Below are 20876 nucleotides of genomic sequence, written 5' to 3'. Positions count from 1 at the left end.
CCTTCCGGAGCCGGCGATCATTCGGGAGTTCGGGCGGCCGCGCAGTCGGGGCAGGTGCCCCAGTACACGACCTCCGCCTGGTCGATCACGAAACCGTGGTCGTCCGAGGCGGTCAGGCACGGGGTGTGGCCGACGGCGCAGTCGACGTCCGCGATCGCACCGCAGGTGCGGCACACGACGTGGTGGTGGTTGTCCCCGACCCGGGACTCGTACCGGGCGGTCGCGCCCGCGGGTTGGATGCGCCGCACCAGGCCGGTGTCGGTGAGCGCCCGCAGGACGTCGTAGATCGTCTGGTGCGACACCGTCGGGTGCTCGGCCCGCACCAGCTCGATCACCGTCTCGGTGTCCACGTGCGGGTGGTCCCGCAACGCGGTGAGCACGGCCAGCCTCGGCCGCGTCACCCGCAACGAGACCGCTCGCAGCTGCGCCTCGAAGTCGGTCATCACGTCGGCCACCCTAGGGGCCTTCTCTGGAATGAGTCAAGTTATGACGGGATGAATTTTCATGATCGTGTCACCCAGGGTGACGTGATCGACGGGGACCGTCACCGGGACGGGGTACTGTACCGCGAGCCCGAGTGGTCCGCACGGCGGCTCCGGGTCCCGCGAGGGAATGGGGCAGACCCCGATGCCCCGATGGGCAACACGCGCGCATATCCGCCGGAACCGTCGTACTTTCGAGGTGGAAGATCTTTTTCGATTTCCTGGAAAGGGAAACACAATGGCGGGCAAATGGACCAGAACAGCCATCACGACGGCGGCCGCGGCGGCGAGCGTGGGCCTGCTCGGTGCCGTTCCGGCGGTGGCCGCGACGACCACCCGGCACTGCGTGCTGAACTCCGAAACCGGCGTGCAGAAATGCAGCACGGGCACCACCCGCGCGGCGCTGGAGACGCAGGAAGCCGGCCAGGTCGTGCAGGGCACGTTCTTCGACGGCCCCGACTACACCGGGAACTCTCTGACCATCACCGGACCCGAACTGTGCAAGAAGGACGGCTGGGTCAACTGGCAGTTCGACCTGGGCGACGACTGGAAGAACAAGATCTCGTCCGTGCAGCCGTGGGGCGACTGCTGGGTCTGGCTCTACCCGGAGCCGAACCTCGGCGGGGACCGGGACGGCCCGTTCAAGGAGAACACCGGCAACGTCGGGTCCTTCATGGACAACCGCACGCAGTCCATCGGGTTCAGCTGAGCGAAGGAGTGACCATGACGACCAAGCGAAACGCGTGGACGGCGGCGGGCCTGGGCCTGCTGACCGCCGCCGGCCTCGTGCTCACGGCGCCCGGCGCGTCGGCCGACGGCGGGCCGACCGCCCGGGAGCTGCTCGACAAGTGCGACAACGGCACCGATTCCTGCGTGTTCCACCCGGCCGGCCCGCCGGAGGAGCACACCGGGGCCGGCCACCAGGTCGGCGAGGCGGCCTACAACTGCACCGGCGATCTGCAGCGCAGCACGGTGAACTGGTCCGACACGACGGGGGAGTCGAACAGCTTCGGCGTTTCCCTTTCGGCCGAATACGGTTTCTCGGAAGTGTTCAAGGTGTCGATCGAAACGTCCTACCAGCACACGTGGGAGTCTTCGCACACCGAAGGGCAGGCGACCAACGTCGACGTCCGGCCCGGCGAAAAGGGCTGGGTGGAACGCGCGCCGAAGATGCAGAAGGTGCACGGCACCTACGAAATGCATTTCCCGGACAAGTTCTACGACCACTACATCTGGTACCAGGACTTCGACGCGGACGGTCCCGTGCCCGGCTCGACCGGGGACATCACGCAGCACACCGCGCCGATGACCGACCAGGAGAAGGCCGAGCACTGCGGCTGAGCGCCCCGGCTGCCGCCGCGCTCGGGGTGCGGCGGCGGCCGGCCCGCTCACACCGGGAATCATCCGCGCCGCCCGGACGCTGAACAGGGTGTGAAAAAGATCGGCTTCCTCTCGTTCGGCCACTGGTCGCCGAGCCCGCACTCCGAGACGCGCTCCGCCGCCGACTTCCTGCACCAGTCGATCGACCTGGCGGTCGCGGCCGAGGAGCTCGGGGTCGACGGCGCGTACTTCCGCGTGCACCACTTCGCGCGGCAGGCGGCGAGCCCGTTCCCGCTGCTGTCGGCGATCGGCGCGCGCACGTCGAAGATCGAGATCGGCACGGGCGTGATCGACATGCGCTACGAGAACCCGCTGTACATGGTCGAGGACGCGGGCGCGGCCGACCTGATCTCCGGGGGCAGGCTCCAGCTCGGCATCAGCCGGGGATCCCCCGAGCAGGTCGTCGACGGCTGGCGCTACTTCGGGTACGCCCCGGCCGACGGCGAGACCGACGCCGACATGGCCCGGCAGCACACCGAGGTGTTCCTCAAGCTGCTCGACGGCGAGGGCTTCGCGCAGCCGAACCCGCGGCCGATGTTCGCCAACCCGCCCGGCCTGCTGCGGCTCGAGCCGCACTCCGCGGGGCTGCGCGACCGCATCTGGTGGGGCTCCGGCTCGAACGCGACGAGCGTCTGGGCCGCCAAGCTGGGCATGAACCTGCAGAGCTCGACGCTCAAGGACGACGAGACGGGCGAGCCGCTGCACGTCCAGCAGCGCAAGCAGATCGAGGCCTACCGCGAGGCGTGGAAGGAGGCCGGCCACGAGCGCGAGCCGCGCGTGTCGGTCAGCCGCAGCATCTTCGCCCTGACGAACGACACGGACCGCGCGTACTTCGGCCGCGACCGCGGCTCGCGCGACCAGGTCGGCATGATCGACGAAAACACCCGGGCGATCTTCGGCCGGTCGTACGCCGCCGAGCCGGACGAGCTGGTGCGGGAGCTGAAGGAGGACGAGGCGATCCAGGCCGCGGACACCCTGCTGCTGACCATCCCGAACCAGCTGGGCGTCGACTACAACGCGCACGTGCTGGAGAGCATCCTCACCCACGTCGCCCCGGAGCTCGGCTGGCGGTGACGGTGAACCGGTCCGGTGGTGGCGGCCACCGGACCGGACGGCGTCAGCCGTGGGAAACGGTCAACCCGTAGAACGCGACCCGCGCGCCGTTCGTCGTGCTGTTCGACGAGGACTGGTTGTACGAGCCCGCCTTGAAGTACTGCTTGTACGCCTTGAACGACGACGGGATCGAGTAGTGCGTGGTGCTGCCGTTGACCGTCAGGTCGATCGTGTTCCCGCCGGAGATCCCGATCGTGTAGGTCCACGTCTTGCCGATCGACACGTGGCCCACTGTGTGCGGCGTCTGGCCGCCGTCGGGGGAGTTCTCGGTGCCCAGCACGATGTCGCCGTTCGAGTGGTAGTACAGCTCCAGCAACGGTTTCGTCGACGAGCCGCCGGTGCCGAGGTGGACCTGGCCGACGCACACGTTCTTCGTCACCGACACCACGCGCAGGGTCGCGCTCAGCTTGTGCGACCCGCTCAGCGACCAGTTCGCCGCCGACCCGTCGCGGTTCATCTCGCGCAGCTCCGACCGCGCGTAGTTCGAATTCGGGGTGGTGACGCCCTTTTCCGGCGCCCAGAAGGTCATCGCGCCGTCGCGGGTGTCGGTGTAGAAGTAGCTGTCCTGGAAGCCGTTCGGGCCCTGGAGCCGGGACGAGGAGATCGTGGTCGGCGAGCCGGGGGAGCCGACCGGCTCCTGCAGCTGCCAGATCCCCAGGTCGAAGTTGCCGCCCGGGGCCACGGCCGGGTCGGCCGCCGACGCGGGTGAGGCGGTGGCGACCAGCGCCGGCACCGCCAGCAGGACGAGCAGGGAACGCACGCGCATCGAGTGTCCTCTCATGACGATAAATGGTCTGGACAACCCGGCGGCGTGAGAAAAACGGTAGGAGCCCGTTGGTGTCCTGTCAAGGATTGACCCGGGAGCTACCGTGTCTCGTGATTCCCCGCCACTCAAGTCGGACAAAAACCAACCATCGTCGCCGATGTGTCAGGAAGCGACTTTCGTAGCTAACCGTGACCACGGCCCGTCTGGTCTGCTCCCGGGTACCACTTCCAGGTCCCCGAAGGGAGATGTTCATGCAGGTAGACGGACGTTCCGTGGTCCGGCGAGCCGCACTGGTCCTCGCCACGGCAGCAGCCTTCGCCGTCGTCGCCGCGCCCGGTGCGTCGGCCGGTGACCCGCGGATCGTGGGCGGTACGCCGACCACGATCGAGGAGTTCCCGGCCACCGTGATCTTCAACGTCAACGGCGCGCAGCACTGCGCCGGCACCCTGGTCGCGAAGAACAAGGTGCTCACCGCCGCGCACTGCACCGACGGCGTCGAGGCGGCGCAGATGGAGATCATCGGCGGGCAGACGAAGTTCAGCGACACCTCCGGCACGAAGGCCGGCGTCAGCGACGTCTGGCAGAACCCGGGCTTCGACATGAGCGGGATGCAGCACGACAACGCCGTGCTGACGCTGGACAAGGACCTGCCGTACGAGCCGGCCACCCTGGTGCAGTCCGCGGACGACGCGGCCTACCAGGCGGGCAAGGACGTCACCGTGGTCGGCTGGGGCACCACTTCCGAAGGCGGGGCCGTCTCCGACACGCTGCTGAAGGTGTCGGTTCCGGTCGTGGACAACGACACGTGCGCCGAGAAGTACAGCACCGGCGGGGCGAAGTACGACAAGGCCTCGATGTTCTGCGCGGGCGTCCCGGAAGGCGGCAAGGACTCCTGCCAGGGCGATTCGGGCGGCCCGGCCTACGTCGACGGCAAGCTCGCCGGGATCGTCTCGTGGGGCGAAGGCTGTGCCCGCAAGGACTTCCCCGGTGTGTACACCAACGTCGGCAACGACTACTCGGTGATCAGCTCGCACCTCGGCTGAGCCGGACCGGGCGGCGGTGGTTCAGGCCGGGCAGCTGAAGTCGTGGTGGGGTGTCTTCAGCGTCAGCAGGTACTGGTCCACCGCCGCCAAGGTGCACCCGGTGCGCCGGTAGGCCCCGTGCCCCGAACCTTCGTAGGTGAGCAGCGTGGTGTTCGCCGGCGCCTGCCGGTGTGCGTTCACGGCCCAGGCGTACGGCGTCGTCGGGTCGTAGCGGCTGCTGAGCAGCAGGATCCGCGGCGCTTTCGAGATGTTCAGCCGGTGCGGCGGGTTCGCGGGCGGACCGGGCACGCCGAGACAGGCGATCGCTTCGTCGTGGCCGATCGTGCTGCCGCGCATGATCGGCGACCGGCGCAGCTCTTCGGCGTACATCGCCGAATACCGCGCGAACGACGGCATCCGCAGGTCGAAGTCCTGGCAGACGACGGCCAGGCGGACCGAGTCGTAGTTGGGCTCGAACCGCGCCCGGACCGGCGCGCCGCCGTCCGCGGTTTCGGCGATCACCCGCCCCACGTCGTCCCAGTCCGGGACCCGCATGTCCTCGTACACCCGGTCGCGCAGCCAGTTGTGCGGGAACGGCAGCGCGTCCGCGGCGACCTGCGCCCGCCGCCAGGTCGCCAGGACGTCGCGGCCGTGCAGCGCGCAGGTCTCCGTCCGCTCGCACCAGGCGGTGAACTGCTCGAACACCTCGTCCACCGCGGCGGCGCGATCACCCACGAAATGCGCGAGATCGACGCTGTGGTCGATGATCCCGTCCAGCACCATCGCGCGGACGTGGCCGCCGTACCGCTCGGCATACTCCTGGCCCAGCAGCGTGCCGTAGGACGCGCCGTGGAAGCTGATCCGGTCCTCGCCCAGCGCGCGGCGGACGGCGTCCAGGTCGCGGGCGTTGGTGGCGGTGTCGGCGTGGTCGAAGACGGGCAGGTTCCGGGCGCGGCAGTCCGCGACCACCTGCCGGTGGTAGGCGCGCAGCGCCGCGAACTCCGCCGGGTCGCCGGGCTCGTCGCCGGGCGCGGGGCCCCGCTCGGCGCAGCGGATGTACCCGCTGTCGCCGGTTCCGCGCAGGTCGAAGCCCACGATGTCGAACCGGGCCCGCAACTGCGGCCCGAAGTACCCGGCGGACAGCGGGATCTGCGCGCCGGACGTGCCGGGGCCACCGGCATCGGCCAGCAGGACGCCGAGGCGGCGGGCGGGGTCGGTGGCGCGGTGCCGGGCCACGGCGAGCGCGATCGACGGGCCCCGCGGATGATCCCAGTCCAGCGGCACCCGGAGCGTGCCGCATTCGCCGTCGGGGACATCCGGGATGTCCGGGTCGTCCGGGCAGGTCGTCCACGCGATCGGGGACGGCGACCACGTCGCGTCCGCGAGTGCGGGAGTCGCGCCGGTCAGCAGGAAAGCGCTTGCCAGGACAGCTCCGAACGCCCGCACGGCGCCCCCTCCACGTGTCGGCCCGCAGCCGACCGTAGGCCGCTTTGCCCGCGACCACAAGCGTTTCCGGGCGGGAAAAACCAACCGGCCGGGCGAGTCGATCGTGCTTATGCTGACGGCCTTCGTTCTCTCGCGAAAGGGTCCCCGCCATGGAACAGCCCGAGAGCCACGCAGCCACTTCGCCCGCCGACGGAGTCAACCGGCGCAGTCTGCTCGCCGGCGTCGGCGGTCTCCTCGCCGCCGGGGGAGTCGCTTCGGCGCTCGCTCCGCCCGCGGCCGCGGACCCCGTCGCCCGGCCCGAACGGAACCCGCGGGTCGAGGACCTGCTCGGGAAGATGACCCTCGCCGAGAAGCTGGGGCAGCTGCAGCTGGTCGGCACCGAGGACCTCGCGCGGACGGCGCTCGCGACCGGGCAGCTGGGCGGGGTCTTCTCCGTCGTGGGCGCCGCGAAGCTCAACGCGCTGCAGAAGATCGCCCTCGAACGGACCCGGCTGCGGATCCCGCTGATCTTCGGCTTGGACGTGATCCACGGCTACACCACGAACTTCCCGATCCCGCTGGCCCAGGGCGCGAGCTTCGACCCCGGCGTGCCGGCCGCGGACGCGACCGTGTCGGCGAAGGAAGCCCGGCGCAGCGGCATCCACTGGACGTACGCGCCGATGATGGACGTCACCCACGAGCCGCGCTGGGGGCGCATCGCCGAGGGCAACGGCGAAGACCCCTACCTCGTTTCCCGCATGGCCGCGGCGAAGGTCCGCGGCTACCAGGGCGACGACTACGCCTCGCCCGACCGCCTTGCCGCCTGCGCCAAGCACTTCGTCGCCTACGGCGGCGCGGAAGGCGGCCGCGACTACAACACCGTCGACGTTTCCCTGCAGCGGCTGCACAACCTCTACCTGCCGCCGTTCAAGGCCAGCGTCGAAGCCGGCGTGGCGACCGTGATGGCCAGTTTCAACACCATCAGCGGCGTCCCGGCGCACGGCAACGGCTACGTCCTGCACGACGTCCTCAAGGGCGCCTACGGCTTCCGCGGGTTCGTGGTCAGCGACTACACCGGCATCGAAGAGCTGATCAACCACGGCCTCGCCGGCGACGGCGCGGACGCCGCGGCGGCGGCGCTGCCCGCCGGCGTCGACATGGAAATGGTCAGCACCAACTACGTGAAGTTCGGCGAGCAGCTGCTGGCCCAGCGCCGGATCACCCGCGACCAGCTCAACGACGCCGTCCGCCGGATCCTGCTGGTCAAGGTCGAGCTGGGCCTCTTCGAACGGCCCTACGTCGACGAAGCCGGCGAGGTCAAGGCACCGTCGCCGGCCGCGCTGGCCGCGTCGCGGCAGGCCGCCGGGCGGTGCATGGTGCTGCTCAAGAACGACGGGCCGGTGCTGCCGCTGGCGAAGTCCGTGGGCTCGGTGGCCGTCGTCGGCCCGCTCGGCGCGGCGACCTACGACCTCAACGGCACCTGGGCGGGCCTGGGCACCGGCGCGGGCACGACCCCGCCGGTGACCGTCGTGGACGGGATCAAGGCCGCCGCACCCGGCGCGAAGGTCACCTACACCGCCGGCTGCACCGTCGACGGACCCGACACCGGCGGGTTCGCCGCCGCGCAGCAGGCCGCCCGCGCGGCCGACGTCACCGTCGTCGTGGTCGGCGAAACCGCCGCGATGAGCGGTGAAGCGGCCGCGCGCAGCAGCATCGACCTGCCCGGCGTGCAACAGCAGCTCGTCGCCGCCATCAAGGAGACCGGCAAGCCGTTCGTCGTGGTGCTGGTCAACGGCCGGCCGCTGACGATCCCCTACCTCCACGACAACGCGCCGGCGATCCTCGAGGCGTGGGCGCCGGGCGTGCAAGGCGGCCACGCGGTCGCGGACGTCCTGTTCGGCGCGGTCAACCCGGGCGGCAAGCTGCCGGTGAGCTTCCCGCGCGCGGTCGGGCAGATCCCGATCTACTACAACCACGAGAACACGGGCCGCCCGGCCGATCCGGCCAACAAGTACACGTCGAAGTACCTCGACCTGGAGACCGGCCCGCTCTACGAGTTCGGCTTCGGCCTGTCCTACACGACCTTCCGGGTCGACGGCCTGCGCCTGTCGGGCACCCGGCTCCCGATCCGCGGCGGCCGCCTCCAGGTGACCGCGACGGTGACCAACACCGGCTCCCGCGCGGGCGACGAGGTCGTTCAGCTGTACTTGCGCGACCCCGTCGCGAGCATCGTGCAGCCGGTCCGGCGGCTGCGCGGGTTCGAGCGCGTGACGCTGGCCGCGGGCGCGTCGCGGACCGTGTCGTTCACGCTCACCCCGGACGACGTCGGCTTCTACGACAACGCCGCGAAGTTCCGGGTGGAGCCGGGCGAGATCGAGGTCTACGTCGGCACCAGCTCGGCGGCCACGCTCACCGCGAGCTTCACCGTGGGGTGACGGCCACGCCCGCGCGCTTCACGGTTTCGGTGATCGGCGCCGTCTCCACCGCGGTCAGCCCGGGCAGGCTCGCGACCGGCCCGGTCAGGTAGCGGTGCAGGTCGCGGTTTCCGGTGCAGTTGACCGCGGCGTAGAGGTTCGTCGGGCCGGTGGTGGCGGCCGCGAACGACACCTCGGGGTGACCGGCCAGCGCCCGGCCGGCCTCGGTCAGACCGGCCGGGCCGACGCCGATCCACAGCATCGCGAGCTTGGTCCGGCCGAGCAGCCGGGGATCGTGGTCGACGTCGAAGTAGAGCACGCCGTGGCGGCGCAGCTCGGTCAGCCGCCGCTGGGCGGTCGAGACCGAGCACCCGGCCGCCCGGGCCAGCTCCGGGTACCCGGCCCGGCCGTCCCGGGCGAGCACGGCCGTCAGCGCGCGGTCGATCGCGGTGAGCGGGCCGCCGCCGGTGCCGGCGGGGATCCGCAGCGCGGCGACCTGGGCGTCGTCCAGCGGACCGGTCTTCGTGACGACGCTGAACTCGCCGCCGTAGAAGGTGTGCAGGAGGCAGTGCGCGCTGATCCCCGTCACCCGCGGCGTGTTCGGCAGCGCCCGCAGCAGGCTCGGCCCGGCCTCGGTACCGGCGCGGGCGACGCACATGATCTCCGTGCCGCCGGAGGCGACGTGGACCCACGACGTTTCGGCGTGCCGGGCGAGTGCCCGCGCGAGCGACCCCGTGCGGTCCGGGGCGCAGCGGACGCGCACGAGCCACTCCTCGTCGCCGACGGCTTCGGGCCGGACCTGGCCGACGACCCGAAGCCCGGCCTCGGCGCGCAGCCGGCTGTAGCGGCGGTGCACGGTCTGCGGGGAGACGCCCAGTACTTCGGCGACGCGCTGGAACGGCGCCCGGCCGTCGACCATCAGCGCGTGGAGGATCTTCCGGTCCACGACGTCGAAGTCATCGGAATCGGTCACCAGAGAGCCGCCACAGGAGGATCTTCCCATTCCCCGCCCGGGAGTGGTCCACCGAGCGGTGTGCGCCCGATCGTGGAGCCATGACGCATTCCCTGATCATCCGCAGGGCGCGGGTCCTCACGATGGCACGCGGCCACGACGCCCCGGAACGCGCCGACATCCTGGTCGAAGCCGGCCGGATCGCCGCGATCGGCCCGGATCTCGAAACCACCGCGCCGGAGCTCGACGGGGCGGGCTGCCTCGCGGTGCCCGGCTTCGCCGACACCCACCGGCACATGTGGCAGGCGGCCCTGCGCGGCAGCGCGCCGCACCACACGCTGGCCGAGTACTTCGCCACCGTTCTCGAACGCGTCGGCCCGGCCCTGACGCCCGACGATCTCTACCTCGGCAACCTGCTCTCCGCCTACGCGGCGCTGGACGCGGGCATCACGACCGTGCGCGACATCTCCAACATCCAGGACAGCCCGGCCGCGACCGACGCACTCGTCCAGGCGCTCGAGGACAGCGGCATCCGCGCGGTTTTCGCCTACGGCACCAGCTTTCCCCGCGCGAAGAGCCACGGCGCCGCGCTCGGCGACGACGTCCGCCGGGTCCGGGCCGAGCTCCTCCCGGACGACGACGCACTGGTCACCCTCGCGCTGGTCACCGAGCCCGGGGACGAAGACGCCGAACGCCACAACGCCCGCCTGGCCGAGGACCTCGGGCTCCGCACGGCCCGGCACGTCGTCCAGCGCCGCCACGGCGAACAGCCGATCTCCCGGCTGCGCGCGCTCGGCGTGCTGCGGGCGGGCACCACGTTCATCCACGGCACCGGCCTCGACGACGGCGAGCTGCGCCTGATCGCCGACAGCGGTGGCTCGCTGTCGATCGCGCCGGCGGTCGAACTCGTGATGGGCCACGGGCACCCGCCGTTCGCCGCCGCCGCACGCGCCGGGGTTCCGGTGAGCCTCAGCACCGACGTCGAAGTCACCGTGGCCGCGGACATGTTCACCCAGATGCGGGCCGCCTACCAGGTGGCGCGCCACGACCAGCACGCCGCGGGCGGCCCGGCGACGACCGTGCGGGACGTGCTGCGCGCCGCCACCGACGGCGGGACGCTCGCCACGGGCCGGCCTGCCGACGTCGTGCTGCTGCGGGCCGACGGCGTCGGCGTCGCGCCGGTGTTCGACCCCTACAGCACGGTGACGCAGCAGATGGACCGCGCGCACGTCGACACGGTCCTGGTCGCGGGCCGGGTCGTGAAGCGCCACGGCCGGCTGCTCGCCGACGTCTCCGAGCCGTTGGCGGCCGCCGAGCGCCTGCGCGAGCGCCTGGTCAGCGCGGGTTGACGCCGAGGACGCAGGCGACCGGCGGATCGAGGTCGAGCGTCTCCACCCGCAGTTCGGTGAACCCCGCCGCGGTGAGCAGGTCCCGCAGCTCCCGGGCAGCCCGCGCCGTGGTGCCCCGGCCGGCGCCGGGACACCGCGGCTGGGACGCGAGTGCGATCCGGCCGCCCGGGCGCAGCAGGCGCCGCAGTTCGCGGAGCCGTTCCGGCGGGTCGGGCCAGAAACCCGCGTTGTTGACGGCGAGGACGGCGTCGAGCGGTTCGCCGAACGACGGCAGCCGGTCGACCGGCGCGTGCACCAGCTCGACCCGGTCCGCCGCCGTCCGGGTGCGCCGGGCCGCCCGCGCCACCATGACCGCCGAGTGGTCGGCGCCGTAGACGCGGCCCCGGGTCGCGCGGGCGGCCAGCTCGCCGAGCGCGATCCCGGGGCCGAAGCCGATTTCGAGCACCCGGTCCGCCGGCCCGACGTCCAGGAGGGAGACCACCCAGACGTTGCGCCGCCGGTTGGAGCTCCGGTGCGCCATCACCCACCCGGCCACCCGCCCGCCGAGGCCGCGCGGGTGGTGGAACTGCCGGATCATCCGCTGCTTGAGACCTGTCTTCGCCATGCCGCGAGTGAAGGGCTTCAAGTACGCTCGAAGTCAAATGGCCGAGGAGCAGCTGACGATCGGCGAGCTGGCCCGCCGCACCGGCGTGGCCACCTCGGCCCTGCGCTACTGGGAGGACCAGGGCGTGCTCACCGCGCCCGAGCGGGTCGCCGGCCAGCGGCGCTATCCGCTGTCGGCCGTCGCGCAGGTGGGAGAAATCCTGATCCTGCGCGATGTGGGGTTCACCGTCCGCGAACTCAAGACGCTGATCGCCCTGCGGACGTCGGCCGCGCCGGCCTGGCGCGAACTGCAGCAGCGCAAGCTCGCCGAACTGGACGCCCGGATCGCCCGCGCCCAGGCCGCCCGCACGGCGATCGCGCACGGCCTGGACTGCCCGCACGAGGACGTCCACGACTGCCCGAACTTCCGCCGCGGCGTCGCGGCCCGCCTGGCCGGGGCGACGCTGGAAGAAGCCCACTCACACTGAGCTCGTGGTCCCGGCGCCCAGCGCACGGGCGAACGACTCCGGGATCCGGACGTCGTCGCGGGTCAGACTGCCCGAACTTCCGCCGCGGCGTCGCGGCCCGCCTGGCCGGGGCGACGCTGGAAGAAGCCCACTCACACTGAGCTCGTGGTCCCGGCGCCCAGCGCACGGGCGAACGACTCCGGGATCCGGACGTCGTCGCGGGTCAGGTCGTGGACGCTGCGGTGGCCGAGCGCCAGCAGCGTCGAGTCGATGCCGTTGCGCAACACGTCGAGGACGTTTTCCACACCGGCTTGGCCGTTCGCCGCCAGGCCCCACAGGTACGCGCGGCCGATGAGGACCGCCGTGGCGCCGAGGGCGAGCGCCTTGACGACGTCGCTGCCGCGGCGGATGCCGCCGTCCAGCAGGACTTCCACTTGGTCGCCGACGGCGTCGGCGATCGCGGGGAGCGCCCGGATCGTGGCCGGGGTGCCGTCGAGGTTGTTGCCGCCGTGGTTGGACACGGAGATGGCGCTGACCCCGGCGTCGACGGCGCGCCGGGCCTCGTCGACCCGGATGACGCCCTTGAGCAGGAACGGCCCGTCCCACTGCGAGCGCAGCCAGGCCACGTCGTCCCACGACGGCGGGGGCGTCTGCATCCACTGGCCGTAGGCGCCGAAGAAGGTCGGGACCGGGGTGCCCGGCTCGGCCATGTTGGGGACGCCGAGGTCGGGCAGCCGGCGGGTGCGCGCGTAGTCCAGCAGCCAGCGCGGGCGGGCCAGGCCTTCGGGGGCGAAGCGCAGGAGCTCGCGGAAGGTGAGTTTCTCCGGGATGTGCGGGCTGCCCCAGTCGCGGCTGTGGGAGAACGACCAGTCGAGCGTCAGGATGAGCCCCGCGGCCCCGGCGCGCCGCGCGCGGTCGAGCCTGCCGAGGATGTCGTCGCGGCCGCCGGTCCAGTAGACCTGGAAGAACGTGGCCGGGTTGGCGGCCACGACGTCCTCGATCGGCTTGCTCGCGAAGGAACTCAGGCCGATCGCGGTGCCGCGGGCGGCGGCCGCGCGGGCGACGGCGACTTCGCCGTCCGGGTGGACGGCCTGCACGCCGGTGGGGGAGATGACCACCGGCAGCGCGATTTCGCGGCCGAGGACGGTGGTGGCGAGCGCGCGCTCGCCGGACTGCCCGGCGGTGCGCGGCGCGAAGGTCAGCTCGTCGAACGCGTCGAGGTTGTCCTTGAGCGTCAGCCCCTTTTCGGAGCCGGCGATCAGGGCCGCGTAGACGGACGCGGGCAGGCGTTTCTTCGCGCGCCGCTGCGCTTCGGCGATCGATTCGAACCAGGCGTTGCTCATGCGGGGCCTCGCTTTTCCTTGCTGTCGACGCGCAACGGGCGCCAGGCGATCTCGGGCAGCACCGGCGCGGCGGTCCGGTGGGTCAGGCAGCCGGCCCAGACGCCGGCGCCGTAGGCGATGTCGTCGGCGAGGGCGGCGGCGGTGTAGCGGACGGGGCCCAGGCCGGGCCGGTCGGCGAACCACCGGGTCAGCGGCGGCCCGAGCAGCAGTGACGCGACCGCGGCACGCCGTCCCCACCCGCGGGGGACCAGCAGCGCGGCGAGGACGGGCGCGGCGAACTGCGTCCCGTAGCGGCCGGCGCCGAGCCAGGTCTGGTGGACGGCGGTGCCCATCGCGCGGACGACGCCTTCGGCGGGGATGTCGTTCTCGCGCAACGTCTTGAGCATGCTCAGGACCGCACCGCCGAAGCCGCCGGCCGCGAGCAGGGGCCGCCGGGCGAGCAGCGCGGCGACCGTCGAGGCCGGCCACGGGTGCAGCACGAGCGGCGCGAGGGCGCCGGGGTGGCGCCGGGCGAGCGGGGCGGCGGACGTGCCGTACCGCGCCCGGCGGCCGAGCAGTTCCCGCCAGGTGCCGGGTTCGTGGTGGCCGACGTGGACCCCGGGGGCGTACCGGACGCGGTGGCCGGCGGTGTGCAGCCGCCAGCCGAGGTCGACGTCTTCGCCGACGCGGAGCGCGGGGTCGAACCCGCCGATCCCGGTGAGCGCGGCCCGGCGGGCGACCAGCGCGGCGGTGGGGACGTAGGCGGTCCGGGTCCGGGGCGCGACGCGCGCGGGCCGGTCACCGAGGTCGAGGCTGCCGGCGGCCTTCGTGTACCGGCCGGCCGCGGTGTCCTCCGCCAGCGCGCGGACGCGGGGGGCGATCGCGGCGAGCAGGGGGTCGGCGAAGTGGGCCGCGAGCCGGTCGGCCCAGTCGCCCGGCGCGGCGCAGTCACTGTCCACAAAGGCCACCAGCTCGGTTCCGGCGTGCTCCAGCGCGGTGTTCCGGGCGGCGCCGGGGCCGCCGTTTCCGGTGCGCCGGACGAGTTCCGCTCCGTGCGCGGCGGCGGTCCTCGCGATGGCTTCGGGGTCTGGCGAGCCGTCGTCGACGACGAGCACGGGGTGGCGGCCGTCGAGGGAGGCCAGACAGCGGGCGAGGGAGCCGGGCCGGCCGAAAACGGGGACGACGAAGGTGAGATCGGCGGTGCCGGCGGGTTCGGGCGGCACGGGGTGGGCGAACCCGGCGTCGGTGAGCCGCCGCGCGAGCGCGCCGGCGGCGGGGGAGGCGACGGGCCCGTCGGCGAGTTCCCGCCAGGCTTTCCGGCCGGCCGGGGTGAGCCGCAGGACACGGGCGGGCGAGCCGCCGAACCAGAGGTCGTCGCGCAGCTGCTTGGTGTCCGGGTCGAGGACGACCCGGAAGCCGGCGGGCAGGGGAGCGGTCACAGCGCCAGGCCTCCGTCCACCGGTACCACCGCACCGGTCGTCGCGCCGCTTTCCGGATCGGCCAGGAACGTCAGCACCCGCGCGATCTCGGCCGGCTCCAGCAATCTCGCCACCGGCTGCTGGGCGGCGAAGTCCGGTGCTCCCGCCAGGCCGTACAGCCGGGCGCTCTCGGCGAGGATCGGCGTGTCGGTCGAGCCGGGGCTGACCGCGTTGGCGGTGACGCCCGTGCCGCCCAGCTCGGCACCCAGCGCGCGCACCAGTCCCGCCACCCCCGCCTTCGCCGCGCAGTAGGCGGCCAGCATCGGCAGACCCCGCGTCGCGGCGGCGGAGGCGACCGCCAGGAACCGGCCCGACCTCGGCGCCGGGCGGCGCAGCAGGGCCGGGATCGCCGCTCGCGCGAGGTTGAGCACCCCGCGCAGGTCCACGTCGAGCACCGCGTCTTCCTGCTCCGGCGGTACTTCCCACTGCGGAAGGCCGCCGGCGATGACTCCCGCGGCGGCGATCGCCACGTCGAGACCGCCCCAGCGCCGCTCGGCATCGGCCACTGCGGCGGCCAGTGCCCCGGGATCCCGGACGTCGGCCACGAACGCCGCCACGCCCGGCTTCGCGGCGAGGGCCGCCAGGTCCGCCTCGGTCCCCAGCGCGTACGGCAGCGCGGGATCGTCGGCGGCGACGTCGACCGCGAGCACGGCGTACCCCCGCTCCGCCAGCTGCCGCACGGTCGCGGCCCCGATTCCCCGTGCCGCGCCGGTGACGAGCGCGGTCCTCATGCCCATCCGTCCACATAGGACACGAGTTGTGCGGTCAGCTCGTCCAGCAACGCCCGGCCCTCCGCCGCGGTCGCGGTGGTCGGGTCGCCGAGCACGCCGGTCGGGCTCACCGCGCGGACCCCGCCGTCTCGCAGCAGGGGCAGGACCTCCCCGAGGGGACGCCGATCGCCCGCGACCGCCCGGTCCATCCGGACGCCGCCGGGCCGCACCGCCAGCTGCAGCGCGGTTTCCGGGCGTCCGGCGTGCGGGTCGCCGTCCCAGTGCGGCTGGAACACCCCGACCGCGCGCGACTCTGCCCGCAGCCGCGCGACGGCCCGGGCGACCGGTGCCGCGTTCCCGCCGTGCGCGGAGACGAACAGCAGCCGCGAGAACGTCTCCGCCGCCGACCGGCCCAGTTCCAGCAGGAGCAGTTCGGTCGCCTCCTGGCCGATCGAGAGCGTCCCGGCGAACCCGGCGTGCTCGCCGCTGGACCCGAAGGCCACGGCCGGTGCCACCAGGACGTCCGGGCGCTCTTCCGCCAGCCGGTCGCACAGCGCGAGCGCGATGTCGGTGTCGGTCGAGAGCGGCAGGTGCGGGCCGTGCTGCTCGGTCGCGCCGACCGGCACGGCGAGGATCGCACCCGCCGCCCGCGCGGCGACGTCCGGCCAGGGGAGGTCCGCGAGCCGCACGGTCAGCGCCGGAACCCGGATAGGGGGTTCTCGTCGCACGCGCGCTCCGGCGGGCGGCGCATCCCGATGGTGACCGGCACCGGCTCGCGCGTCCGGTGGGAGTGGTCGAGCGAGGGCTTCGGGACGCTCGTGACGCCGGCCAGGGCGAGTTCGCCGTGGCCACGGACGCATTCCGGGTCGGGGCCGTCGAGGGGCAGGCCGGTGAAGAACTTCGCGGCCATGCAGCCGCCGCGGCAGGCGTCGAACGCCGAACACGACGCGCAGGCACCCCCGCTCTGCGGCGAACGCAGCGACGTGAACAGTTCCGATTCCCGCCAGACGGACGTGAAGCCGCCGTCGCCGCGGACGTTGCCGGCCAGGAACGTGTCGTGGATGGCGAACGGGCAGGCGTAGACGTCGCCGACCGGGTCGACCAGGCACACGACCCGACCGGCGCCGCACAGGTTCAGTCCGGGCAGGCCGCCGTCGCCGTAGCCGGCGAGGTGGAAGAACGAGTCCCCGGTGAGGACGCGCTCGCCGTGGGCCACGAGCCAGTCGTAGAGCTCCCGTTGCTGCCCGGCGGTCGGGTGCAGCTCGTCCCAGGTGTCGGCGCCGCGGCCGGACGGGCGCAGCCGGGTGATCCGCAGCTGGGCTCGGTAGCGGTCGGCGATCGCCTTGAACCCATCCAGCTGCCCGACGTTGTGGCGGGTCGTCACCACGGAGATCTTGAAGTCCTCGAAGCCCGCGTCGGAAAGGTGTTCCATGGCCCGGATCGCGGTGGCGTAGGAGCCGGGGCCGCGGACGTGGTCGTTGACCTCGGCGGTGGCGCCGTCCAGGGAGATCTGCACGTCGACGTAGTCGCTCGCGGCCAGGCGGCGGGCCACCTCGGGGGTGATCTTGACGCCGTTGGTGGAGAACTTGACGCCGACGTGGTGCTCGGTGGCGTAGTCGACGAGCTCCCAGAAGTCCGGGCGGACGGTGGGTTCGCCGCCGCCGATGTTGACGTAGAAGACCTGCATGCGCTCGAACTCGTCGATCAGCGCCGTGCACTCCGCCGTGGACAGTTCGCGCGGGTCCCGCCGCCCGGAGGAGGACAGGCAGTGCACGCAGGAGAGGTTGCAGGCGTAGGTCAGTTCCCAGGTGAGGCAGATGGGGGCGGCGAGCCCGTACTGGAATTCGTCCACAAGGGACATCAGCGCCTCCTCGGCTGGATCATCTGCGAGCCGGCGAGCGCGGCGAGCGCCGCGCGGTACCGCGGCAGCTCGCCGGGCCCGACGCCGGCTTCGGCGCACGCGGCCCTGGCGTCCGGGTGCGTGGCGAGGCCGCGGACGACGGCCAGGAGCGTCGGGCTCTTCAGGAAGGAAAGCCGGCGGGTGCCGAAGTGGTACAGCAGGGCGCCGAACCGCTCGGGCCGGATGGCGACCCGGTGGTCCAGCCGCCACGCGGCGTCGAGGTCGAAACCCGCCGGCGTGTCCTCAGTAGACACCGCACATGCCGTCGATGGAGACCTCTTCGACCAGCAGTTCCTCGGTGAGGGGCTCGTCGGTTTCGGGAGTGGTCCGGTCCTCGTTCATCCTGGCTCCTTCGGCAGAGATGATTTTCGGCACTCAGTGACGAATAGTGGGGAGAGTAATGTCACCGCGTGTCGATAATCAAGGCTCACGACGGAACGGCACCCGGATGACCGATGACGTGCTCGCCCGCCCCGCGAACCGCCGCGGCCGCCCGCCGGGCACGAGCGCCCGCGAACTCGAGCTCGCCGCGCTGCGCTTGTTCGGCGAGCAGGGCTTCCACGAGACGACGGTCGACCAGATCGCCGCGGCGGCGGGGGTCAGCAGGCGGACGTTCTTCCGCTACTACGACGCGAAGGCCGACGTCCTCTGGAACGAGTTCGACACCGAGGTCCAGACGATCAGGTCGTTGCTCGCGGAGACGCCGGCGGACCTGCCGGTGCTGGACGCGGTGCGCCGGGCGGTGCTGGCGGCCAACCACTACCGCGCGGCCGACGTCCCGGAACTGCGCCGCCGGATGACGCTGCTGAGCACGGTGCCGGAGCTGGCCGCGAGCGCGGCGGTCCACTACGACGCGTGGGAGCGGGCGATCAGCGCGTTCGTCGCCCGCCGCTCGGGTCAGCCGGAGGAGTCGCTGTACCCGCTGGTGGTGGGGCGAGCGGTCCTGGCGGCCTGCCGCGCGGCGTACGACCGCTGGTCGGCCCGCGCGGACGCGGACTTGACGGTGTACCTGGACGCGGCGTTGCGCGCCCTGGCGGCGGGGCTGACCGACGACGTGCTGGGGGCGGAGCCGGACCCGGTGGCGGAGTAGCGGTCGGCAGGTACTGTCCGGCCGAAGTCCGCCTGCTTGGCAGCCGTGCTGGGTTGTTCTAGTATCTGTAGAACAATGCTGGTTCGACTGGACGACCGTGACACCGCGCCGCTGCACGAAAAGATCGCCGCGGGGTTGCGGCGCGCTCTCGCGGCCGGGGAGGTCGCCGTCGGGGAGCGGCTGCCCGCCGCGCGCGAGCTGGGAGCTGCCCTCGGCGTCAACATGCACACCGTGCTGCGCGCCTACGCCCGGCTCGCCGACGAAGGCCTGGTCGCCATGCGGCGCGGGCGCGGGGTGACCGTGCTGGCCGCGGGGCCGGACCGGGCGGAACTGCACCACCGGATCCGCGCGCTGGTCGACGAGGCGCGGCGGCTCGGGATCGAGCACGAGGAGCTGGTCGCCATGATCGAGGAGGCCCGATGAGGTCCGCTGTCCTGCGGTACGGGATACCGGCCGTGGTCCTGCTCGGCATCGTCGTGCCGGCGCTCGTCCTCGCGCCGCGGCTGCCCGACCCGATCGCCGTGCACTGGTCGTGGACCGGTGTCCCCAACGGCCACGCCCCGTGGTGGGCGGTGACCGCGGGCGCGGCCGCGTTCTGGTGCGCGGCGTGGGCGGCCGTGGCCCGGACGACGTCGGCGGCACCTGGTGTCTACGGCCTCGGCGGCATCCTGGTGGCCGCGCATTCGGCGGGGCTGTGGGCGAACGCCGGTGTGCCGTCGTGGGCGCAGGCCCGGCCGGTGAACTGGGCGGTCGCGTCCGGCATCCTCGGCGTCGGCTTGGTGGCGATCGCGGCCGGCTGGGTCCTGGCGCCCGCGAAACCGGCCGAGGCGGCTGCGTCGGGCCCGCCGCCGTCGGCCGGTCTCGGGGCGAACGAGCAAGCGGTCTGGTCGGGAACCGCGCACAACCGCGCCCTGATCGCCGTCGCGCCGCTCGCGGCCGCCCTCGCCGCGGTGCTGGGGAGCTCGCACGTGTGGCTCGCCGGGCTGCTGGTCGCGGTGGTGGCGCTGGTGTTTTCGTCGGTGCGGGTGCTCGTCGGGCCGGCCGGGGTCCGCGTGCGGATCGGGGTGCTCGGCCGGCCGCGCCGGTCGCTGACGTACGACGAGATCGCCGAAGCGCGTGCCGAGCGGATCGTGCCGCTGGCCTACGGCGGCTGGGGCTGGCGGCGGCGGCCCGGCCGGTCCGCGGTCGTGATCCGGGCCGGCGACGGCTTGGTGCTGCGCCTGCGTTCCGGGGGCGCGTTCGTCGTCACCGTCGACGGGGCGCACACGGCCGCGGGGCTGGTCAACGACTACGTCGCCCGGCACCGCTCGCCGGCCGCCTGAGCGCTACCAGCCGCGGTCGGCCAGGACGTCCGGCAGGCCGTCGGAGAGCATCCGGCGCCGCACCCGGTGCAGCAGGCGGGCCATGAAGAACCCGCCGACACCGCGGAACCCCGTGTGCCGGTAGGTGAGGCGGGTGCCGCCGGGGGTCTCGTCGAGGTGGAACGTCACGGTGCTCGGCGCGTCGGACTCCTGGTTGCGCCAGCTGAAGCTCAGCAGCTCGGGCGCGTCGGCGGCGAGGACCTCGCACCGGACGACGCCGTCCCAGCCGGGCACCGGCCGCCCGACGAACCGGAACCGCGTGCCGACCTCGGGCGCGAACCCCTCGGGACGGCCGCCCCGGCCGGTCGACGTCCACCGCGGGACGAGGGCCGGATCGGTGAGGGCGCGCCAGACGCGGGACCGGGGCTGCGGGTAGTCGCGGACGATCTCGAACTCGCTCATGGGTTCTCTCCGTTCGTTACAGTCACTGTAAATAGTACTCCTGCTGTAGCCTGAGCCGGTGACGGAGACGCTGCGGGACCGGCGCAAGCGCGAGCTGCGAAGCCGGCTGTCGGACACCGCGACCCGGATGTTCCTGGAGCGGGGGTTCGACGCGGTCCGCGTCGCGGATGTCGCGCGGGCGTGCGGTGTCACGGAGAAGACGGTCTTCAACCACTTCGGCAGCAAGGAAGCGCTGCTGGCCGACCGCTGGGACACGCAGCTGGAGGCCCTGCGCGCGCGGCTCGCGGACGCGCCGCCCGTGGACGCGGCGCTCGAGGTGCTGGGGGAGGAGCTGGACTTCCTGGTGGCCGCGGCGCGCCGGCACGGCTGGGCGGAGATCCGGCGGTTCGGCGAGCTGGTCCGGACGACCCCGGCACTGGTGGCGCACCACCGCGAGGCGCGTGACCGGTTGACGGAGGCGGTGGCGGCGGAACTGGCGGCGCGCGCGGGCGTGCCGCCGAGCGACCCGGTCCCGCACGTCACGGCGGCGGCGGTGGCCGGGCTGTGGACGGTGTACGCGCTCGGCCTCGAGCGGCATCAGGCGAAGGGAGCGAGCCGGGCGGCTCGCGAGGTCCGCGCCGACCTGGCGCGCGCGGCCGAGGCGCTCCGCCGGGGGCTGTGA

24 protein-coding genes are annotated in these 20876 nt (G+C 73.0%); 11 read left to right on the top strand and 13 right to left on the bottom strand.

Features of this window, described 5'->3' with window-relative positions; genetic code table 11:
• Positions 1–17: 17 nt before the first annotated feature.
• On the bottom strand, positions 18–443 hold the full coding sequence (locus ACWEVP_RS01140) for a Fur family transcriptional regulator (RefSeq protein WP_364521905.1): 426 nt from the start codon (positions 441–443) through the stop codon (positions 18–20).
• Positions 444–720: 277 nt separating this feature from the next.
• Between ACWEVP_RS01140 and ACWEVP_RS01135 the strand changes: the two genes are divergently transcribed.
• The 3 genes from ACWEVP_RS01135 (at position 721) to ACWEVP_RS01125 (ending at position 2936) form a co-directional block, all read left to right on the top strand.
• On the top strand, positions 721–1191 hold the full coding sequence (locus ACWEVP_RS01135) for a hypothetical protein (protein WP_452060595.1): 471 nt from the start codon (positions 721–723) through the stop codon (positions 1189–1191).
• 14 nt (positions 1192–1205) lie between these two features.
• Positions 1206–1823 carry a hypothetical protein gene (locus ACWEVP_RS01130; RefSeq protein ID WP_452060594.1) on the top strand — a complete coding sequence of 206 codons (618 nt, stop codon included), beginning with the start codon at positions 1206–1208 and terminating at the stop codon, positions 1821–1823.
• 90 nt (positions 1824–1913) lie between these two features.
• Entirely contained in the window at positions 1914–2936 is a 1023-nt protein-coding gene (locus ACWEVP_RS01125; protein ID WP_452060593.1) for an LLM class flavin-dependent oxidoreductase, read from the top strand.
• 43 nt (positions 2937–2979) lie between these two features.
• Here the strand turns inward: ACWEVP_RS01125 and ACWEVP_RS01120 are convergent, their stop codons facing one another.
• On the bottom strand, positions 2980–3741 hold the full coding sequence (locus ACWEVP_RS01120) for a polysaccharide lyase family 7 protein (protein WP_452060592.1): 762 nt from the start codon (positions 3739–3741) through the stop codon (positions 2980–2982).
• Positions 3742–3992: 251 nt separating this feature from the next.
• On the opposite strand from ACWEVP_RS01120, the gene ACWEVP_RS01115 reads away from it, so the two are divergent.
• A complete protein-coding gene (locus ACWEVP_RS01115) occupies positions 3993–4784 on the top strand; it encodes a S1 family peptidase (protein WP_452060591.1) in 792 nt (263 codons plus the stop codon).
• 21 nt (positions 4785–4805) lie between these two features.
• Here ACWEVP_RS01115 and ACWEVP_RS01110 read toward each other — a convergent pair whose 3' ends face one another.
• Entirely contained in the window at positions 4806–6209 is a 1404-nt protein-coding gene (locus tag ACWEVP_RS01110) for an alpha/beta hydrolase (protein ID WP_452060590.1), read from the bottom strand.
• A 149-nt stretch (positions 6210–6358) separates the two neighbouring features.
• Here ACWEVP_RS01110 and ACWEVP_RS01105 point away from each other — a divergent pair, with 149 nt between their 5' ends.
• Positions 6359–8623, top strand: a complete 2265-nt coding sequence (locus ACWEVP_RS01105; RefSeq protein WP_452060589.1) for a glycoside hydrolase family 3 N-terminal domain-containing protein — start codon at positions 6359–6361, stop codon at positions 8621–8623.
• Here the strand turns inward: ACWEVP_RS01105 and ACWEVP_RS01100 are convergent.
• Complete coding sequence (locus ACWEVP_RS01100) at positions 8610–9575, bottom strand: Lrp/AsnC family transcriptional regulator (protein ID WP_452060588.1); 966 nt, start codon at positions 9573–9575, stop codon at positions 8610–8612. The two genes, ACWEVP_RS01105 and ACWEVP_RS01100, sit on opposite strands and share 14 nt — an antisense overlap.
• A gap of 80 nt (positions 9576–9655) precedes the next feature.
• On the opposite strand from ACWEVP_RS01100, the gene ACWEVP_RS01095 reads away from it, so the two are divergent.
• Positions 9656–10903, top strand: a complete 1248-nt coding sequence (locus tag ACWEVP_RS01095) for an amidohydrolase family protein (protein ID WP_452060587.1) — start codon at positions 9656–9658, stop codon at positions 10901–10903.
• Here ACWEVP_RS01095 and ACWEVP_RS01090 read toward each other — a convergent pair.
• On the bottom strand, positions 10890–11507 hold the full coding sequence (locus ACWEVP_RS01090; protein ID WP_452060586.1) for a class I SAM-dependent methyltransferase: 618 nt from the start codon (positions 11505–11507) through the stop codon (positions 10890–10892). The two genes, ACWEVP_RS01095 and ACWEVP_RS01090, sit on opposite strands and share 14 nt — an antisense overlap.
• A gap of 37 nt (positions 11508–11544) precedes the next feature.
• Here ACWEVP_RS01090 and ACWEVP_RS01085 point away from each other — a divergent pair, with 37 nt between their 5' ends.
• Positions 11545–11973, top strand: coding sequence for a MerR family transcriptional regulator (locus ACWEVP_RS01085; RefSeq protein WP_452060585.1), 429 nt, complete (start codon positions 11545–11547; stop codon positions 11971–11973).
• Between the two features lie 131 nt (positions 11974–12104).
• Here ACWEVP_RS01085 and mftD read toward each other — a convergent pair whose 3' ends face one another.
• The 7 genes from mftD to mftA are packed head-to-tail and all read right to left on the bottom strand — an operon-like array spanning position 12105 to position 17704.
• Positions 12105–13295 carry a pre-mycofactocin synthase MftD gene (mftD, locus tag ACWEVP_RS01080; RefSeq protein ID WP_452060584.1) on the bottom strand — a complete coding sequence of 397 codons (1191 nt, stop codon included), beginning with the start codon at positions 13293–13295 and terminating at the stop codon, positions 12105–12107.
• Complete coding sequence (gene mftF, locus ACWEVP_RS01075; RefSeq protein WP_452060583.1) at positions 13292–14713, bottom strand: mycofactocin biosynthesis glycosyltransferase MftF; 1422 nt, start codon at positions 14711–14713, stop codon at positions 13292–13294. The genes mftD and mftF overlap by 4 nt, the downstream gene beginning before the upstream one ends.
• Positions 14710–15483 carry a mycofactocin-coupled SDR family oxidoreductase gene (locus ACWEVP_RS01070; protein ID WP_452060582.1) on the bottom strand — a complete coding sequence of 258 codons (774 nt, stop codon included), beginning with the start codon at positions 15481–15483 and terminating at the stop codon, positions 14710–14712. Before ACWEVP_RS01070 ends, mftF begins: the two co-directional genes overlap by 4 nt.
• Entirely contained in the window at positions 15480–16190 is a 711-nt protein-coding gene (gene mftE / locus ACWEVP_RS01065; protein WP_452060581.1) for a mycofactocin biosynthesis peptidyl-dipeptidase MftE, read from the bottom strand. The genes ACWEVP_RS01070 and mftE overlap by 4 nt, the downstream gene beginning before the upstream one ends.
• Complete coding sequence (mftC, locus tag ACWEVP_RS01060) at positions 16154–17323, bottom strand: mycofactocin radical SAM maturase (RefSeq protein WP_452060580.1); 1170 nt, start codon at positions 17321–17323, stop codon at positions 16154–16156. The genes mftE and mftC overlap by 37 nt, the downstream gene beginning before the upstream one ends.
• The gene (gene mftB / locus ACWEVP_RS01055; RefSeq protein WP_452060579.1) at positions 17323–17616 is read right to left on the bottom strand and encodes a mycofactocin biosynthesis chaperone MftB; all 294 of its coding nucleotides are present in this window, start codon (positions 17614–17616) and stop codon (positions 17323–17325) included. Before mftB ends, mftC begins: the two co-directional genes overlap by 1 nt.
• Complete coding sequence (mftA, locus tag ACWEVP_RS01050) at positions 17606–17704, bottom strand: mycofactocin precursor MftA (RefSeq protein ID WP_452060578.1); 99 nt, start codon at positions 17702–17704, stop codon at positions 17606–17608. Before mftA ends, mftB begins: the two co-directional genes overlap by 11 nt.
• 106 nt (positions 17705–17810) lie before the next feature.
• Between mftA and mftR the strand changes: the two genes are divergently transcribed.
• From mftR to ACWEVP_RS01035, 3 genes are all read left to right on the top strand, one after another.
• A complete protein-coding gene (gene mftR, locus ACWEVP_RS01045) occupies positions 17811–18452 on the top strand; it encodes a mycofactocin system transcriptional regulator (RefSeq protein WP_452060577.1) in 642 nt (213 codons plus the stop codon).
• A gap of 75 nt (positions 18453–18527) precedes the next feature.
• Positions 18528–18875: a GntR family transcriptional regulator gene (locus ACWEVP_RS01040; RefSeq protein ID WP_452060576.1), complete on the top strand. Its 348-nt coding sequence runs from the start codon at positions 18528–18530 to the stop codon at positions 18873–18875.
• Positions 18872–19774: a DUF1648 domain-containing protein gene (locus ACWEVP_RS01035; protein WP_452060575.1), complete on the top strand. Its 903-nt coding sequence runs from the start codon at positions 18872–18874 to the stop codon at positions 19772–19774. The genes ACWEVP_RS01040 and ACWEVP_RS01035 overlap by 4 nt, the downstream gene beginning before the upstream one ends.
• 3 nt (positions 19775–19777) lie before the next feature.
• Here the strand turns inward: ACWEVP_RS01035 and ACWEVP_RS01030 are convergent, their stop codons facing one another.
• On the bottom strand, positions 19778–20215 hold the full coding sequence (locus ACWEVP_RS01030) for an SRPBCC family protein (protein WP_452060574.1): 438 nt from the start codon (positions 20213–20215) through the stop codon (positions 19778–19780).
• Between the two features lie 58 nt (positions 20216–20273).
• On the opposite strand from ACWEVP_RS01030, the gene ACWEVP_RS01025 reads away from it, so the two are divergent.
• On the top strand, positions 20274–20876 hold the full coding sequence (locus ACWEVP_RS01025; protein ID WP_452060573.1) for a TetR/AcrR family transcriptional regulator: 603 nt from the start codon (positions 20274–20276) through the stop codon (positions 20874–20876).

Source organism: Amycolatopsis sp. NPDC003865, from assembly GCF_053605345.1.
This window is presented reverse-complemented; position numbering and strand designations above follow the sequence as displayed.